The organism is Cohnella silvisoli (assembly GCF_021190915.1).
GTDB lineage: Bacteria > Bacillota > Bacilli > Paenibacillales > Paenibacillaceae > Cohnella > Cohnella silvisoli.
The window spans coordinates 17612-33659 of the sequence record NZ_JAIOAP010000017.1 but is presented as its reverse complement, the minus strand read 5'-3'; the positions used below and the strand labels follow the sequence as shown (position 1 = coordinate 33659).

General features: G+C 48.3%; 16 protein-coding genes and 1 other annotated feature. Of the genes, 13 read left to right on the top strand and 3 right to left on the bottom strand.

What is annotated here, in order from left to right:
* Window positions 1-321 precede the first annotated feature (321 nt).
* From K7P76_RS25985 to K7P76_RS25955, 7 genes are all read left to right on the top strand, one after another.
* On the top strand, window positions 322-792 hold the full coding sequence (locus K7P76_RS25985) for a GNAT family N-acetyltransferase (protein ID WP_232188986.1): 471 nt from the start codon (window positions 322-324) through the stop codon (window positions 790-792).
* Between the two features lie 5 nt (window positions 793-797).
* On the top strand, window positions 798-974 hold the full coding sequence (locus K7P76_RS25980) for an aldo/keto reductase (protein ID WP_232188985.1): 177 nt from the start codon (window positions 798-800) through the stop codon (window positions 972-974).
* Window positions 975-1102: 128 nt separating this feature from the next.
* Window positions 1103-2407 (top strand): bifunctional DedA family/phosphatase PAP2 family protein, encoded by a 1305-nt coding sequence (locus K7P76_RS25975; protein WP_232188984.1) that lies wholly within the window; start codon window positions 1103-1105, stop codon window positions 2405-2407.
* Window positions 2408-2455: 48 nt separating this feature from the next.
* On the top strand, window positions 2456-2881 hold the full coding sequence (locus tag K7P76_RS25970) for a DMT family transporter (protein WP_232188983.1): 426 nt from the start codon (window positions 2456-2458) through the stop codon (window positions 2879-2881).
* A gap of 54 nt (window positions 2882-2935) precedes the next feature.
* Window positions 2936-3610, top strand: coding sequence for a Crp/Fnr family transcriptional regulator (locus tag K7P76_RS25965; protein ID WP_232188982.1), 675 nt, complete (start codon window positions 2936-2938; stop codon window positions 3608-3610).
* A 12-nt stretch (window positions 3611-3622) separates the two neighbouring features.
* On the top strand, window positions 3623-4090 hold the full coding sequence (locus K7P76_RS25960) for a DMT family transporter (RefSeq protein ID WP_232188981.1): 468 nt from the start codon (window positions 3623-3625) through the stop codon (window positions 4088-4090).
* A gap of 57 nt (window positions 4091-4147) precedes the next feature.
* Window positions 4148-4717 carry a dihydrofolate reductase family protein gene (locus K7P76_RS25955; RefSeq protein WP_232188980.1) on the top strand — a complete coding sequence of 190 codons (570 nt, stop codon included), beginning with the start codon at window positions 4148-4150 and terminating at the stop codon, window positions 4715-4717.
* A 10-nt stretch (window positions 4718-4727) separates the two neighbouring features.
* Here K7P76_RS25955 and K7P76_RS25950 read toward each other — a convergent pair whose 3' ends face one another.
* Together K7P76_RS25950 and K7P76_RS25945 are read right to left on the bottom strand one after the other, a co-directional pair.
* A complete protein-coding gene (locus tag K7P76_RS25950; RefSeq protein WP_232188979.1) occupies window positions 4728-5132 on the bottom strand; it encodes a CBS domain-containing protein in 405 nt (134 codons plus the stop codon).
* A gap of 104 nt (window positions 5133-5236) precedes the next feature.
* Complete coding sequence (locus tag K7P76_RS25945) at window positions 5237-6424, bottom strand: MFS transporter (RefSeq protein ID WP_232188978.1); 1188 nt, start codon at window positions 6422-6424, stop codon at window positions 5237-5239.
* A gap of 110 nt (window positions 6425-6534) precedes the next feature.
* Here K7P76_RS25945 and K7P76_RS25940 point away from each other — a divergent pair, with 110 nt between their 5' ends.
* Window positions 6535-7479, top strand: coding sequence for a helix-turn-helix transcriptional regulator (locus K7P76_RS25940; protein WP_232188977.1), 945 nt, complete (start codon window positions 6535-6537; stop codon window positions 7477-7479).
* Between the two features lie 370 nt (window positions 7480-7849).
* Here the strand turns inward: K7P76_RS25940 and K7P76_RS25935 are convergent, their stop codons facing one another.
* Window positions 7850-8728, bottom strand: coding sequence for a LysR family transcriptional regulator (locus K7P76_RS25935; protein ID WP_232188976.1), 879 nt, complete (start codon window positions 8726-8728; stop codon window positions 7850-7852).
* 121 nt (window positions 8729-8849) lie between these two features.
* On the opposite strand from K7P76_RS25935, the gene zwf reads away from it, so the two are divergent.
* The 5 genes from zwf to asd all read left to right on the top strand — a co-directional run bounded on the left by zwf (window position 8850) and on the right by asd (window position 15984).
* Window positions 8850-10376: a glucose-6-phosphate dehydrogenase gene (zwf, locus tag K7P76_RS25930; RefSeq protein WP_232188968.1), complete on the top strand. Its 1527-nt coding sequence runs from the start codon at window positions 8850-8852 to the stop codon at window positions 10374-10376.
* Window positions 10354-12348, top strand: coding sequence for a transketolase (gene tkt, locus K7P76_RS25925; RefSeq protein WP_232188966.1), 1995 nt, complete (start codon window positions 10354-10356; stop codon window positions 12346-12348). The genes zwf and tkt overlap by 23 nt, the downstream gene beginning before the upstream one ends.
* 40 nt (window positions 12349-12388) lie before the next feature.
* Window positions 12389-13054 carry a fructose-6-phosphate aldolase gene (fsa, locus tag K7P76_RS25920; RefSeq protein ID WP_232188964.1) on the top strand — a complete coding sequence of 222 codons (666 nt, stop codon included), beginning with the start codon at window positions 12389-12391 and terminating at the stop codon, window positions 13052-13054.
* Between the two features lie 35 nt (window positions 13055-13089).
* Window positions 13090-14508 (top strand): NADP-dependent phosphogluconate dehydrogenase, encoded by a 1419-nt coding sequence (gene gnd / locus K7P76_RS25915; RefSeq protein ID WP_232188961.1) that lies wholly within the window; start codon window positions 13090-13092, stop codon window positions 14506-14508.
* Between the two features lie 60 nt (window positions 14509-14568).
* Window positions 14569-14831, top strand: a binding site (T-box leader).
* A gap of 67 nt (window positions 14832-14898) precedes the next feature.
* Window positions 14899-15984, top strand: a complete 1086-nt coding sequence (gene asd, locus K7P76_RS25910) for an aspartate-semialdehyde dehydrogenase (RefSeq protein WP_232189129.1) — start codon at window positions 14899-14901, stop codon at window positions 15982-15984.
* Window positions 15985-16048 lie beyond the last annotated feature (64 nt).

The following is a 16048-nucleotide window of genomic DNA, read 5'->3' as shown; positions in this document are numbered from 1 at the left end:
TTTCTAGACAACTCACCATGGTATAATCGAGGGACCCTAGGAAATGTTTTTTGACTTTGAAATTGAAAACCCTTGACAATCCGTTGATAATAAGAAGACAAAGACGGTTTTGCCCAGTTTAAACTGGAAGCAAACCGTCTTTTGGGTTTGGCGCTATAAACGTGAAGGAAATCGACCTTTTTGTGGAATGAGAGACTCACAAGAAGGTTACTTTGGAAAAGTGACCATTTGTGGGTCATTTGTGTTTTAATCAGGATATTGAAAAAGGTATAATAAACGTATACTAATGATTAATAAAATAGAGACTGCGGAGTGATTATTTTGGACATTAAAATAGATGATTTAACAGGATCTGTAGTGGCTGAATTATTGGGGGAACATCTTCGGAGTATGGCACTACATTCTCCGCCAGAAAGTATACATGCCCTGAATCTTGAGGGGTTGAAAAAACCAGAAATTACATTCTGGAGTGTATGGGAACGAGATGAATTAGTTGGTTGCGGGGCACTTAAAGAGCTTGATGGTCAACATGGAGAGATAAAATCAATGCGGACTTCTTCATCATATCTAAGAAAGGGTGTTGCTAAGCGACTTCTTGAACACATAATAGAAGAAGCCAAGCGACGCGGCTATCGGAGGTTAAGTTTGGAAACGGGCTCAATGGATGCTTTCGAACCAGCTAAAAGACTATATGCAAGTATGGGGTTTCAATTTTGTAGGCCATTTTCGGACTACATTGAGGACCCACATAGTGTATTTATGACAAAGGAATTAATAAGCGAACAGGATTGATTTGATTGGGGCTGGCGTGGCTGTTGGCGCAGGGCGACCATATCGTCCCAATTCCGGGAACGAAGAGGCTGGAAAGAGTGCAGGAAAATATCGGCGCCCTGCAGATTTCCTTAACTGAAGACGATCTTGCGGAAATTGAACGCATCTCGCCGAAGGGCTCCGCCGCAGGCGGACGTTTCTAGGACCACCGTTACAGAGAAGCTTGTTAAATCAGGCTTTTTCTTGAGTAAGGTATCTAATTCGGTAAACAATACATTAAAAGCTACCCAGTTGACTGATGGATGCACATAGCGGATTAGGAGGTGCGAGTTTGGGGTTCTTTACCAATTTATTGGAACAATACGGTTATTGGGTTCTTTTCCTCGCCCTGATGCTTGAACTGATCGCTCTGCCTCTTCCTGGAGAATTCATCATGACATATGCCGGTTTGATCGTTTTCGAAGGAAATCTGAATTGGTTTCTATGTATCGTTGTGGCCGGATCAGGGGCATGCCTGGGTATGACGATTTCCTACTGTATTGGGTACCGTCTAGGGTATCCGTTTTTTGAAAAATACGGTTCACGAGTGCATTTCGGACCGGAAAGACTAAACAGTGTTTCCCGCTGGTTTCAACGATACGGCAACAAAATGCTTCTCATTGCTTATTTTATCCCCGGTGTACGTCATCTTACTGGTATTTTCTCCGGCACGACACGGCTGTCTTATCGAAAATATGCTGTCTATGCCTATTCAGGAGCTTTCATTTGGGTAACCCTCTTCATTTCGTTTGGCAAGTTGCTTGGTCCCGAATGGGAGAGGTATCATCATACGATAAATCGGTATATGATCATTTTGGGAATATTATCAGCCATTATTTATTTATGCATATATTTATTCCGAAAATATAAGGCCCGTATCCAGATTCAAATGCTTAGTACGTTGGAAAAAGCATTTCTTCGTTATCGGTCCATGGGAAGAGTGAAATTTATCGTAATTACCGCATTTGCGGGTTTCATTCTGTTCTTTTCTTTAATGCTAGGGTTAATTCAAGATTTTTTAGCCCATGAATTTGCGCAATTCGATGAGGTTACTTTCTATATCGTTCATGAAATCTTTGATCCGAATTGGTCGGGGCCGATGAATCGATTTGCCTTTCTAGGAACTGATTACGTTTTTGTGCCGTTGATTATATTCACTTGTGTATGGATATGGTTCAAAGGAAAAGACCGTTTGCTTGAACTGACTTTTATGGCAATTGTTAATGTCGGTGGCGAAGCGTTAAACGAAGGGCTGCATTTACTGTTTCATCGGGCTGGTCCGACAGGTATTCTTGCCGAATTCACTTTTCCAAGCGAACAAACCTTACTATCGTTAACGGTTTGCGGGTTTGCGGCTTATTTACTCGTAAGGCACTATGGAAATTTGAAGACGCGTGTTTTGGCGACTAGTTTAGTCATCATTTTGTGTCTTCTTGTAGGGATAAGCCGAATATTCTTTAACGTTCAATATGCCAGCGATGTGGCTGCCGGTTATGTTTTTGGCGGAGTATGGCTCACTTTGAATGTGATCTTGTTAGAGATCTTTCGCGTAGCAAGACTTTTTCTGCGAGGACATTTGTCCTTCCCTAAGTGCTAGTACCTATCTTTTAATAGGGATTAAGCCAAACTAAAGGATGGAGAAAACATGAAAGGGATTTTATTTGCTTTCTTAGGCGGAGCCTTCATTACATTGCAAGGGGTAGCCAATTCGCGGATAAGTCAGGGAATCGGCACTTGGCAAGCAGCGACGATTACGCAATTAACCGGATTCATTATGGCCTTGCTAATATTGCTTGTTGTCCGGGATGGAAATTGGCAAGGGTATAAACAAGTGAAGCCTTTATATTTGAGTGGGGGCGCTTTAGCGGCAGTCATTATTTTCGGTAATGTTACGGCTATTCAGCAAATCGGTGTTACATTTACGATATCCGCGGTGCTGATCGCTCAGCTTTGTCTGACTTTGTTAATCGAAAGTAACGGATGGTTCGGTTTGGCGAAGCGCAAGATGAGACTTCCGCAGTTCATCGGCATCGGAATGATGATTACGGGTGTGCTGATATTAAAATTTTGATTAATCGAATATTACGGAAAATGAAGGGATTAAGGGTGGAGGTGAAGCCGGGTAATGAAAGAATTTCAAGATCGTGAGCAACTGAACCATTATTTGCATACTCACCGCTTGGAATCCATATTTAATGAACCGCTTTTACCGTATTTGTCGCTATACGTCTTTGACCAAGGGGAACTCATAAGTTCCCAAGGGGGACTTTCGGAATATCTGTACGTGCTCGTAAAGGGGAATATCAAAGTCTATAACACTTCTGCAGAAGGCAGAACACTCGTTATCTCTTTTAAAACGCCGCTCGAAGTGATTGGGGAAATCGAATATATACGAGGTATCGACTTCATTAATACGGTTGAAGCGGTATCGTCTGTCTGTATGATCGGCGTTCATTATCGTTGGTTGAAGAAATACGGCAGCGATCATTCCCCTCTGTTGCAATTTTTACTCGAAATCATTACGCGAAAATTTTTTATTAAATCCAATTCCTTGAGCTTTAATTTGATGTATCCGGTGGAAGTGAGATTGGCGAGTTATCTGCTGTCTGTCTCTCAACTAAGCACGTCAAGTCTGACGGATGCAGCGAATTTAATCGGAACCAGCTATAGACATCTGAATCGGGTCATCCATAAGTTCTGTATAGATGGTCTGATTGAACGCAATAAAGAGTTCATCGTTGTTACGGACAGGGAAAGATTAATTGCTTTGGCAGGTCATGATAATCAAATCGGCAAATAAGGGAGAAGGTTTATGATTGCGGGACTATTATTGGCGCTTATCTCTGGCTCACTGGTCGGCTTGCAAAATATATTCAATCGCAAGGTGAATGAACGCATGGGATCATGGGCAACAACCGCCTTGGTATTGGGTATGGGATTCGCAGCATCATTGACTTTCGGACTCATCTTTGAAGGCAAACGAATGTTACCCTTGCATAATATGCAGCCTTGGTATTCATTCAGCGGTTTGATTGGAGTAGGGGTAGTCATTTGCTTGGTACAAGGGGTCAGGCTGCTTGGACCAACATATGCAGTCTCAATCGTTCTGACATCGCAGCTCGGCTTTGCTTTATTATGGGACTCGCTTGGCTGGTTTGGTCTGGACAAGATCCCCTTTACCTACAACCAATTAATAGGCGTATTGGTCATAGTGGGTGGTATTCTTGTATTCAAATTCGGCAGTGAACGTGAGAACCGGAATTTTGCTGCAACGTCGTAATGTGCAATTTTGTTTGATAGAATTGAATTGTTTCCGAGAAAAGGAAGGAGCTTGATAATGAGAAAAGTCATTTTGTACATGCAAATATCACTTGATGGCGTTGTTTCGGATGTGGATCAATGGATGACATTAAGCGATGAAATTGTAGAAGATGCGCTTGAATCTTACAATAGTGTCGATACGATTGTGGTAGGAGGCAATACCTACCTTTCCATGGCTGAGTATTGGCAAAGCGCGGAAAAGTCATCGAATTCCGCGCTCGAACGCTCTGTTGCCCAAAGAATAAACGCAATGAAAAAAGTTGTTATTTCTCGTTCGAAAATTAATAATCTGGTTTGGAATAATTCGCAGCAGCTGTTAATGGATGATAGCGATTCTTTTGTCCGAGAAATTGAAAATCTCAAGAATAGTGAAGGAAAAAACATCTCCGTTGAGAGCGGAGTGAAAACTTGGCAGTTATTTTTACAAAACTCTCTTTTTGATGAACTTTGGTTATTCGTTCATCCCGTAGTCGCTGGTCAAGGCGAAAAGCTGTTTACCGATGTTGGAACAAAGTTCTCGCTGCAATTGAATAACAGCAAAATATATAAAAATGGCGTTGTTGGATTGCATTATCAAAAGATATAAAGCAGCGCTGTTAATCGGTTATATTTCTAGTGTAATATTCAATAATATCTTTACGGCGAATAATTCCGATGAAAACAAGATCATCGTTTACGACAGGTACGAAATTTTGATCGGCGGCCAGTGCCAGCATGTCATCCATCTGCGCATTAATCGAAACGCATTCGTTACGGATGCGTTTTTTGAATTCGGTTACGGGGACTTGATTCATATTGTCAAAATTAAGGCCGGGTGTATTTTTCAGCTTCCACAACAGATCGCCTTCCGATAGGGTCCCTACATATTTCCCTTCACTGTCAATAATGGGGATTGCCGAGTATTGGTGATGTTCCAGATGTTCCATAGCTTCCTGCATAGACATGGAGGTGGTGATATAAGCAACTTTGGCTTTGGGAAACAAGAAAGAAGAGATTTCCATTGGTCAGATCTCCTTTACTCTGGATTTATATTGGCTACATTTATTAAAACATAACCTCGGGAGTAAGTGTAATGTTAAATGGCGGCAGTTCGCGCAATGCGTTATTAAGCGGATGCCGATTCCGGGCTTATTCGCTCCGATTTCCTCCCAAGGACGCCGCCGAATAGGAAAGTCCCGAGCGAGAGCGCCAAGCAGACCGCCGAGAAAATGCCGATCGACGAATATCCGCCGAACTGGACATAAAGCAGGCCGGCAAACCATGCGCCAAGTGTGTTAGCGCCGTTCATCGTCGAGTTGGCCAGGCTGGAGATCGTTCCCCGGATGGAGGCGTTCAGCGAGGTGAGCGCCCCCATGACAATCGGGAATATAATCCCGAGCGTCGCGAAAATGATCAGATAAGCGATCGTCACGGCTGTGAGGCTCGGCAGATGAGGCATAATCGCGTATAGAGCCGTGAGCAGCACCATTCCAGCCGCGACCGCGCTCGCATGGCCTAGCTTCCGAGCCGCATAAGCGCTTATCGTGCTTCCCAGCAATATACCGAATCCGAGGAACATCATCACAGTGCCGATTTGTCCGATCGGAAGACCGAAGCGATCGAACATCCACTTGCCGGCGAACGCAAATGAGGTACCGCTCCCTAAGTGAAGGAGAAGGTAGGCAAAGAAGCCGCTCCTTGCCTTGCCGCTCGTGATCAGCGGGACATACCGGCCGAGAATCGACTTCCGATCTTCCTTGCGCGCATTAGGTTTTATATCGGGCAGCAAGTAAAAGGCGACGGCAGCTAACAGCAACGAAGCGATTCCGATTGTCCAGAACGGAACCGACCAATGGGCGGTCGCGAGCCAGCTTCCGATTGGCACTCCCAGCGCCTGGGCAGCGGCAAGTCCAGCAAAGGCGATGCCCATCGTCTTCGATATGCTGGACGCTGGTATGACTGCTGGGATGGAAGCCCATACTTGGGGGGCCGTGAACGCTGCGCTGATACCGGCAAGGAGGCGGAATAGACACATCGTCCAGAAGCTGTCCGCAAAGCCGCAAAGAATTGTCGAGACGGAGAATCCGAGTAAACCGCACAGCAGAACGGTTCTTCTGTTCCAGCCGTCGGACAGAGGCCCGGCGATCAAGGCGAATACGGCAGAGCCTAGTGTGTAGGCGCCAAGCATCCATCCTGCGATTCCCGTCGATACGCCGAATTGCGTCTGAAGAGTGGGGAGCATTGGCGAGATAAGAAACGTATCGGTTCCGATCATAAACATGATGAAGAAAAACAGGGCGGTATATTTACGCATGGTCGATCACTCCTAATGGTTTAGTATTGCTTGCGTTTTCTATCGTAAGGTATAATGGTGACACATTCTGTCATAAACTCGTTTATTCATAAAAAAAGGGGCTGCTCAGGATGCCCAAGTCCAAAAGATTGATGGAACTGATGATGACCGTCAACCGAAAGCGGCGGTTCAAGGTTCAAGAACTTGCCGACGAATTCGGCGTCTCAACGCGCACGATTTTAAGGGATTTGCAGGAACTGAGCGAGTTGGGTGTGCCGCTCTACTCGGAAGTAGGTCCGCATGGGGGCTATCAGGTAGTAAGGGAGAGGGTGCTGCCACCAATCGCGTTCACGGAGGAAGAGGCCGTGGCGATGTTCTTTGCCGTGCACGCCCTGCGCCATTATTCCTCGCTGCCATTCGAAGCGGAGTCCGCCTCGGCGTTGAGCAAGTTCTACCTTCATATGCCTGGTGATGTCCGGGACCGGATCGACGGCATGAAGGACCGAGTCGATTTCATTACGCCGACAAGGCGCGGCGATGCTCCCTGTTTAGCCATTCTTCTTGATGCGGCCGTACATCGGAAGGTGCTGGCCGTCGAATACGAGTCAAAGGAGAAGGAGGCAGGCAGCCGCCGGATTCAGCCGGTCTGCATTTACGCGAACAACGGTTTTTGGTATTGTACGGCCTACTGCTTTCTGCGCCAAGGCTTCCGCGTGTTTCGGTGCGACCGGATTCGTGAGGCGGCGTACGACATGTCCGGAACAGAACCGCTCGACCTGGGAGACGTTAGCCTCAGCAGGCGGGGGGCTGCAGAGCCGAGGGAGCCTATTCGCCTTCGCGTGGAGCTGAGCCGATCCGGCGTCCAGCGTTGCGAAGCCGAGCTGTGGCTTGCTCCAATGCTGCATGTGCGTGAAGACGGAAGCGGCGCGATCGACAAAGACGTGTCCCGCGGCGACATACCTTTTTATACGGAGTTTTTCATCGGACTAGGGGACGAGGCCATTTTGGAGGGGCCGGCAGAATTGAAGGATGCGATACGAAGGAGGCTCAACGAGTTGTTGGCCCGATACCTATGAAACGGTACGATCATCACCCGCATCCTTCCCGCGATGGAAGGTTCCGGGGACGATTCCGCGGGCGGTCAAGAACGGTTCCGTTGGGGACTAAGCCCCTAATTTCCGTGCCATATCGGGGAAATCGTACCATTATCCCCATGCTTCAGCAGTGAGTTGGCAATAAGCGGAATTTCGAATGTCATGACTTGAGTGGGGAGTTGCAATCAGCGGATATGAATACTGGTAAATTTCGCGGAAAGGAGGTAGGGGAGGCTGCGGGGGGCCTAATCTCCTTCTGATGCGGAGGGATAATGGTACCTTTTCGCGTAAAGCCGCAGGCATGAAAAGGAATGTCGGACCGGTCAACCCCCAGAGTTACTTACGGAAAGATTCAACGAACCAATTCAATAAATCTGCTTGCCGCGCTGGTGAGCGGCATATTTCTCATCGTCATAATCCCCACGTGAGAAGGAGGCAGCGGCACGTCTAATTGAATCTCGAAGAGAGAACCCTCTTCCAGCTCTTTGGAAACGAACTCCCTGGTCACGTAAGAGATACCGAGCCCCCTTCGCGCAAACTCAATGAGAAGATCCACGCTACCAACCTCGATTTCCGGTTTGATCGTATAGCCATAGCTTTGAAAGATTTCCGTTATCGCCATTCGGGCCCGGCTATTCCGGGAGAATAGGATGATGGGGTACTTGAGGAGCATTTCCAGCGAGAGCACCATATCCTTAAGCTCGGCGTATCGGGCCCCCGCTACAAAACAATCCTGCAACTGGAAACTCTCCCTCACTTCAAGTTGGGAATCGACGATCGGCATGCGGACGACGCCTAGGTCGATTCTGCCTTCTTTTAAGAAAGAAATGACTTCCGGAGTCGTTCCGTGATTCAGATGCAGTTTGATGCCGGGGTGCTTCTCATGAAAATCTTCCAAATACGGAAGCACATAATGCTTGAACAACGAGTCGCTTCCGCCAATCCGCAGCTCGCCGTTGTCCAAGTTTTTAAGCGCGGCCATTTTCTCTTCGGCCAACGAAATTAAGATCTGAGACTTCTCGATATAGGAATACAGAACGGCGCCTTCTTGTGTTAGCTCGACGCCTTTGGAATTCCGATAAAACAAAATGAGACCAAAGCTGTCTTCAAGCTGTTTGATGGCGTGGCTGACGCTCGGTTGCGTGAGGTACAAGGTCTTAGCGGCCTGAGTCAAGCTGCCGGTTTTCGCTGCCCAATAAAATACTTTGTACAATTCGTAGTTATTGATCATAGACGTGATCTATAGCTCCTGTAAAATATATTAATTACTTGTATGGCTTATATTCGTATTATAGTGAAACTATGAAAAAGAAACCAGAGCTATAACGTGCTCTTCCGGAAGGAGAAGGAAGATGGAGCCAACTACTTTTATTTTGTTCGGGGCGACAGGGGATTTAGCCAAAAGAAAAATCTACCCTGCCCTATATAATTTGTTCGTCGATGGAAAGCTGCCGCAAGCATTCTCATTGATCGGCCTCGGAAGAAGAGAATGGTCCGATGAATCTTTTCAGGCTAATGTCGAGCAATCTCTACGTCAGTTTTCCAGGCGCGAAGCGAAGGATGCCGGATCGTTAAAAGATTTCTTGCGCGTTTTCCGGTACAGCGTTCTCGATATAGGCCGTAAAGACGATTATCTTAAACTGTTGAAGTTGACCGAAAGTCGGGAAGATGAACTTCGTATTCCGCAGAACCGCCTTTTTTATTTATCCGTCGGACCTGAATATTTCGAAACAATCGCAGCCAACATCCAGGATAGCGGACTGGGATCAACGAACGGCTGGAAACGTCTCGTGATCGAGAAACCTTTCGGACATGACTTGCAATCGGCCCGGGACCTCAATCGGAAATTGAGCAAAGCTTTCGCGGAGGAAGAAATTTTCCGAATCGATCATTATCTCGGCAAGCCGATGGTGCAGAGGTTGGAGTCTTTACAGCAGGCAAATCCGGTCATTCAAGCCTTATGGACCAATCGTTACATTGCCAACGTGCAGATTACGGCGAATGAATCGGTCGGAGTCGAAGAGAGAGCGGGTTATTACGATCATGTCGGCGCCGTGAGAGACATGTTCCAGAACCATATGCTGCAATTGATGATGATGGCGGCAATTCATCTTCCACACGATAGTACCTCAGAGGAAGTGCGTTTTAAGAAGAAAAAGGTGATGGAATCCCTCGAGGTGTTGCAAAAAGAGGATGTTATCGCCAGCGTTATTCGCGGGCAGTACCAAGAAGGAACCATCCAAGGAAAGCCGGTTGTCGGCTATGCTTCCGAACCGGGTATCGCTCCCGACTCGATGAACGATACGTTTATTGCCGCCAAATTACAGATCGATAATAGCTATTGGCGGGGAGTTCCTTTTTATATCCGAACAGGCAAAAGAATGAAAGACAAATCCACGAGAATCGTGGTCGAGTTCAAAGATCCGTTGAAGCAGGTGTCGACGAACAACGATGATCACATAGCGCCTAATCTCCTAGTCATCGATATCGGGCCTAATGAAGGCATTACGCTGCAACTCAATGCTAAAGATCCTGGGCATAAAGGGGGTTTCAAGCCCAGCCACATTGATCTTCATGCGAGCGAACAAAATTCTCCCGAAGCTTACGAGAATTTGATTTACGATGCATTAACCGGAAACTCTACGTTTTTCGCGCATTGGGACGAGGTTGAATTGTCTTGGCAATGGGTTCAACCTATCCTGGACGCATTCGAAGAGAACTTGGTTCCTCTTCATTCGTACGCAGCGGGTACTTACGGACCTGCCGAATCCGATGCGCTCCTCGCGAACGACGGCTTCCATTGGTGGTTCGATTCCAAGCCTGAACAAAATACCGATATCAGCGAAGGAGTACAATATGCTTACAACGCAAACCATTGATCAATTAGCGATCGATACGATCCGAACGTTGTCCATCGATGCCATCAACAGCGCCAATTCCGGTCACCCGGGATTGCCGATGGGCGCCGCTCCAATGGCTTACGCCCTTTGGTCCGCTCATTTGAATCATAATCCCGGCAACGCGAAGTGGTTCAATCGCGATCGCTTCGTTCTGTCGGCTGGCCATGGCTCGGCTTTGCTTTACAGCCTTCTGCATTTGTCCGGTTATCGAGTGTCGGTCGATGATTTGAAACATTTTCGCAAGCTGAACAGCCTGACTCCTGGACATCCCGAATACGGGCACACGGATGGCGTGGATGCAACAACGGGACCTTTGGGACAAGGGATGGCGATGGCGGTCGGGATGGCGATGGCCGAAGCTCATCTCGCTTCGAAATACAATCAAGACGGTTTCCCGGTTGTCGATCATCATACGTATGCGCTTGTCGGGGACGGCTGTTTGATGGAAGGGATCTCTTACGAAGCGATGTCCATGGCGGGTCATATGAAGCTTGGCAAATTAATCGTGCTGTATGATTCCAACGACATCTCGCTCGACGGAGAGCTTAACCTTTCCTTCGGGGAAAATATGCAAAAGAGAGCGGAATCGGCGAATTGGCAATATTTACGGGTTGAAGACGGCAATGACATTGTGTGTATCTCCGAAGCGATCGCAGCAGCCAAGCGAAACGATTCGCAGCCGACACTCATCGAGGTTCGCACGATTATCGGTTACGGCAGCAAGGCAGCGGGAACGAACAAAGTACACGGAAATCCGCTCGGCAAAGAAGAGGCTAAGGCAACCAAGCAAGTATACGGCTGGCACTATGAGGAAGAGTTCACCGTTCCGGAGCAAGTCAAAGCGCATTTTGAGCATCTTAAACGGAAAGGCGCGGCCAAAGAAGAAGAATGGAACAATCTTCTCGTTTCGTACACGACGCAATATCCTTCGCAAGGCAAGGAGCTAGCGCAAGTCATCGACGGGTCTGTATCGATTGCAGCCGATGATATCCTTACGTTTGACGCTTCCAAAACCATTTCAACTCGCGTAGCGAGCGGCGAAGCGATAAATCATTACGTGAAAATCGTTCCTTCTATTTTCGGAGGCAGCGCGGATTTATCGCATTCGACGATGACGGATATCAAAGGCGAGCAAACGTTCGCCGTACAATCCTACTCCGGACGCAATATTTACTTCGGCGTCCGCGAGCATGCGATGGGCGCAGCCGGCAACGGCATGGCGCTGCATGGAGGCGTCAAACCTTTCGTAAGCACGTTCTTCGTATTCAGCGATTACTTGCGCCCGTCCATCCGTTTGGCCGCGCTGCAAAAGCTGCCCGTCATTTATGTATTTACCCACGATTCCATTGCCGTCGGGGAAGACGGACCAACGCATGAGCCAGTTGAGCACTTGGCTGCGCTGCGTACCATCCCGGGTCTTACGGTGATTAGGCCGACCGATGCCAACGAAACGGCAAGTGCATGGGCGTATGCGTTGCAGCAAAAGGAAGGTCCTATAGCCCTGGTGCTGAGCAGACAGAATCTGCCGATATATGAGACGACCAAAGCCAATAGTGAAGATATCTCCAAGGGAGCATACGTCCTGACGGAAACGAATAATCAACCGGACGTCATTCTGATCGGTACCGGTTCGGAAGTTTCCCTGGCCGTGAACGCCAAAGCGGAACTTGAGCGGGATAACATTTCCGTTCGAGTCGTTGCCATGCCGAGTAGAGAGCTGTTTGATCGTCAACCCGAAGCCTATAAGAATAGCGTTCTGCCTGATTCCGTGTCGAAGCGGATCGCCATTGAAGCCGGTATTTCGTTAGGTTGGGAACGCTATACGGGACTAGGCGGGAAAGTGTTGTCGATCGATACGTTCGGCGCTTCGGGACCGGGCAGTGAGGTCATGGCTTACTTCGGTTTTACAGTCGATAACGTCGTTCGCTTAACGAAAGAATTACTGAAATAACTTGTTATTTAACTATATTAAATATCGGAGGTAATAAACTATGAAATTTTTTATCGACACAGCGAATTTGACAGACATCAAAAAAGCCTATGAAATCGGCATCTTGTCCGGCGTGACGACGAATCCTTCCTTGGTAGCCAAGGAAGGGGTTAAATTCGAAGACCGAATCGCGGAAATCTTGCGGGAAGTGCCCGAGGTTGAATCGGTATCCGCCGAAGTAACGCCTGATGCGGTTACGGCGGAAGAAATGATCGCGCAAGCGAATGAATTGATCAAGATCAATAATAACGACAAAAACATCACGATCAAGCTTCCCATGACGCTGGCTGGTTTAGCGGCTTGCCGTTACTTGACTAAAAAAGGCGTAAAAACAAACGTCACGTTGATCTTCACGGTAAACCAAGCGCTCTTGGCCGCTCGCGCAGGCGCTACTTATGTGTCTCCGTTTCTTGGCCGCTTAGATGACATTTCGGAAGATGGCGTTCTATTGGTCACTAAAATTGCCGAATTGTTCCGAATTCACAATCTGGAAGCGCAAATAATCGCGGCTTCCGTCCGTCACCCGGATCATGTGACACGCGTTGCAATGGCAGGCGCGCACATCGCTACGATTCCATTCACGGTTATCGAACAAATCTCCAAGCATCCGCTGACGGATCAAGGGATGGAGAAATTCGCCGCCGATTGGAAAAAAGCAGTTCAATAAAGAGATAAGATGGAGAGGAAAAGGAGGAACCTACTATGAGCAAACAGCAAATCGGCGTGGTCGGCTTGGCCGTCATGGGCAAGAACCTCGCCTTGAATATCGAAAGCAAAGGGTTCTCCGTAGCTTTATTTAATCGTTCGCCGGAGAAAACGGATGAACTGTTGGAGGAAGCGAAAGGAAAGAACCTTGTCGGCACTTACAGCGTCGAACAATTCGTCCAATCGCTCGAAACGCCGCGTAAAATATTGATTATGGTCAAAGCGGGACAACCGACGGACGATACGATTAACCAACTCGTACCACACCTTAGCCAAGGGGATATTCTTATCGATGGCGGAAACGCCTATTTCCCCGACACGCAAAGAAGAAATAAAGATTTGCAGGCACAAGGATTTCGCTTTATCGGAGCGGGCGTATCGGGTGGGGAAGAAGGAGCGCTGAACGGTCCTGCAATTATGCCGGGCGGGCAGAAGGACGCCTATGAGCTTGTGGAACCGATCTTGACCGCCATATCAGCCAAAGTGAACGGCGATCCTTGCTCAACCTATATCGGAGAAGACGGCGCCGGACATTATGTCAAAATGGTGCATAACGGCATCGAATACGGCGATATGCAACTCATCGGCGAGGCGTATCATTTGCTGAAAGACGTGCTGGGATTAGGTAGCGACGAGCTTCACGACATCTTCGCCGAGTGGAACAACGGCGAGCTGGACAGCTATCTTATCGAAATAACGGCCGATATTTTCTCGAAGAAGGACCCGGAAACGGGCAAACCGATCGTCGACGTCATCCTCGATTCGGCAGGTCAAAAAGGAACCGGTAAATGGACGAGTCAAAGCGCGCTCGACCTGGGCGTTCCGCTGTCTATCGTCACCGAATCCGTCTTCTCCCGATTTATCTCCGCACTGAAGGATGAGCGCGTCGCCGCAAGCAAGAAGCTGACCGGACCTGCGGCTTCGGGCTATGAGGGAGATGCGCGGGAATTCGTCGAAGCCGTCCGCAAAGCGCTGTACGCCAGCAAAATCGCGTCGTACGCACAAGGCTTCGCGCAGATGAGAGCCGCGTCCGACGCGTACGGTTGGAATTTGAACTACGGCGGCATCGCGATGATCTTCCGCGGAGGCTGCATTATCCGCGCGGGATTCCTGCAAAACATCAAGGACGCGTACGACCGCGATCCCGCGCTGAAAAACTTGCTGCTCGATGATTACTTCGGCGGTATCGTTAAGAGCTACCAGGAAGCTTGGCGGAAGGTGATCGCGATCGCCGTAACCCGCGGCATTCCGGTGCCCGCGTTCGCGTCCGCGCTCGCCTACTACGACAGCTATCGCACAGAACGGCTACCGGCTAACTTGCTGCAAGCGCAGAGAGATTATTTCGGCGCGCACACGTTCGAGCGGCTGGACCGCAAGGGAAGTTTCCATTTTCAATGGATGGAGAATAACGAATAAAAACTTTTTCAAAAGAAAGCTTTACCGCGCCGCCGCGATTTGATAATATAATCGCAATAATCAAATGCGATGAAGAGAAGAGTAAATAAATGAATTCTTTCGCAGAGAGCTCCGCCAGCTGAAAAGGAGCAAAGAATTCTTTATTGAAGAAAGCCTCAGAGCAGCGCGTCGGAACCTCAAGAGGGGGTGGCGCGTCAGGAGCTCCTGTTACAGAGCTAAAGTATAAGCATTACTTGTTGTTAATGCCGTACTTGAAGAGGCGAATATGGCGACCTATTCGCGAATCTGGGGTGGTACCGCGAGTAATTAATCTCGTCCCTGAGACTTATGTCTTGGGGGTGGGATTTTTTTGTGCTCAGAAACGACAAAACGAAAGGATTGGAATATCAGATGACGGAAAAACTTAAAGTCGGTATTGTCGGAGGAACGGGTATGGTTGGGCAGCGGTTCGTTCAGTTGCTGGATCAGCATCCCTGGTTTAAGGTAACAGCTATCGCGGCTAGTGCCGGCTCTGCTGGGAAAACTTACGAAGAATCCGTGCAAGGCAGATGGAAATTGTCTAGCCCGATTCCCGAAAATGTGAAAAAGATCGTCGTCCAGGATGCGTCGAAAGTAGAAGAAGTCGCCGCTTCCGTCGATTTTATTTTTTGCGCGGTAGATATGAAGAAAAATGAAATTCAAGCGTTAGAGGAAGCCTACGCCAAGACGGGAACGCCCGTGATCTCGAATAACTCGGCTCATCGCTGGACGCCCGATATCCCGATGGTCATTCCGGAAGTGAATCCGGGGCATATCGAAGTCATTGCAGCGCAAAGAAAGAGGTTGGGAACCTCGACCGGCTTTATTGCCGTTAAGCCCAACTGTTCCATTCAGAGCTACGTGCCCGCACTCCATGCATTGCTGGATTACAAACCAACGAAAGTGGTCGCTTCGACCTACCAGGCGATTTCCGGCGCCGGCAAAACCTTCGCTGATTGGCCTGAAATGTTAGATAATGTCATTCCCTATATCGGCGGCGAGGAAGAGAAGAGCGAGCAGGAGCCGTTGCGTATATGGGGCAATATCGTAAATAATCAAATCGTTAAAGCAAGCGCGCCTTTAATTACGACGCAGTGCATTCGCGTTCCGGTATTGGACGGACATCTAGCTACTGTCTTCGCCTCGTTCGAGAACAAACCTTCGAAAGATGAAATTCTCGATCGTTGGCGTCAATTCAAAGGTCGCCCGCAGGAGCTTGGTCTGCCAAGCGCGCCCAAGCAGTTCATCACGTATTTCGAAGAAGAGAACAGACCGCAGACCAAGCTGGATCGCGATATCGAGCGAGGCATGGGAGTATCGGCGGGGAGATTGCGCGAGGATTCGATATACGATTATAAATTCGTAGGACTCTCGCATAATACGCTGCGCGGAGCTGCAGGCGGGGCCGTCCTGATCGCCGAATTGCTGAAAGCGGAAGGGTACATTCAAGCAAAGTAATGAAGTACAAGTCTTCTCCATAATCACGGTTGTAGGTCAGCCAGAAACTTCTGGTTGACCTATT

Coding starts and splice junctions, on each gene's coding strand:
- K7P76_RS25960 (WP_232188981.1), top strand. CDS start 3,623: ATGATTGCGGGACTATTATTGGCGCTTATCTCTGGCTCACTGGTCGGC.
- gnd (WP_232188961.1), top strand. CDS start 13,090: ATGAGCAAACAGCAAATCGGCGTGGTCGGCTTGGCCGTCATGGGCAAG.
- fsa (WP_232188964.1), top strand. CDS start 12,389: ATGAAATTTTTTATCGACACAGCGAATTTGACAGACATCAAAAAAGCC.
- K7P76_RS25955 (WP_232188980.1), top strand. CDS start 4,148: ATGAGAAAAGTCATTTTGTACATGCAAATATCACTTGATGGCGTTGTT.
- K7P76_RS25970 (WP_232188983.1), top strand. CDS start 2,456: ATGAAAGGGATTTTATTTGCTTTCTTAGGCGGAGCCTTCATTACATTG.
- K7P76_RS25965 (WP_232188982.1), top strand. CDS start 2,936: ATGAAAGAATTTCAAGATCGTGAGCAACTGAACCATTATTTGCATACT.
- tkt (WP_232188966.1), top strand. CDS start 10,354: ATGCTTACAACGCAAACCATTGATCAATTAGCGATCGATACGATCCGA.
- K7P76_RS25940 (WP_232188977.1), top strand. CDS start 6,535: ATGCCCAAGTCCAAAAGATTGATGGAACTGATGATGACCGTCAACCGA.
- K7P76_RS25945 (WP_232188978.1), bottom strand. CDS start 6,424: ATGCGTAAATATACCGCCCTGTTTTTCTTCATCATGTTTATGATCGGA.
- K7P76_RS25935 (WP_232188976.1), bottom strand. CDS start 8,728: ATGATCAATAACTACGAATTGTACAAAGTATTTTATTGGGCAGCGAAA.
- K7P76_RS25950 (WP_232188979.1), bottom strand. CDS start 5,132: ATGGAAATCTCTTCTTTCTTGTTTCCCAAAGCCAAAGTTGCTTATATC.
- asd (WP_232189129.1), top strand. CDS start 14,899: ATGACGGAAAAACTTAAAGTCGGTATTGTCGGAGGAACGGGTATGGTT.
- zwf (WP_232188968.1), top strand. CDS start 8,850: ATGGAGCCAACTACTTTTATTTTGTTCGGGGCGACAGGGGATTTAGCC.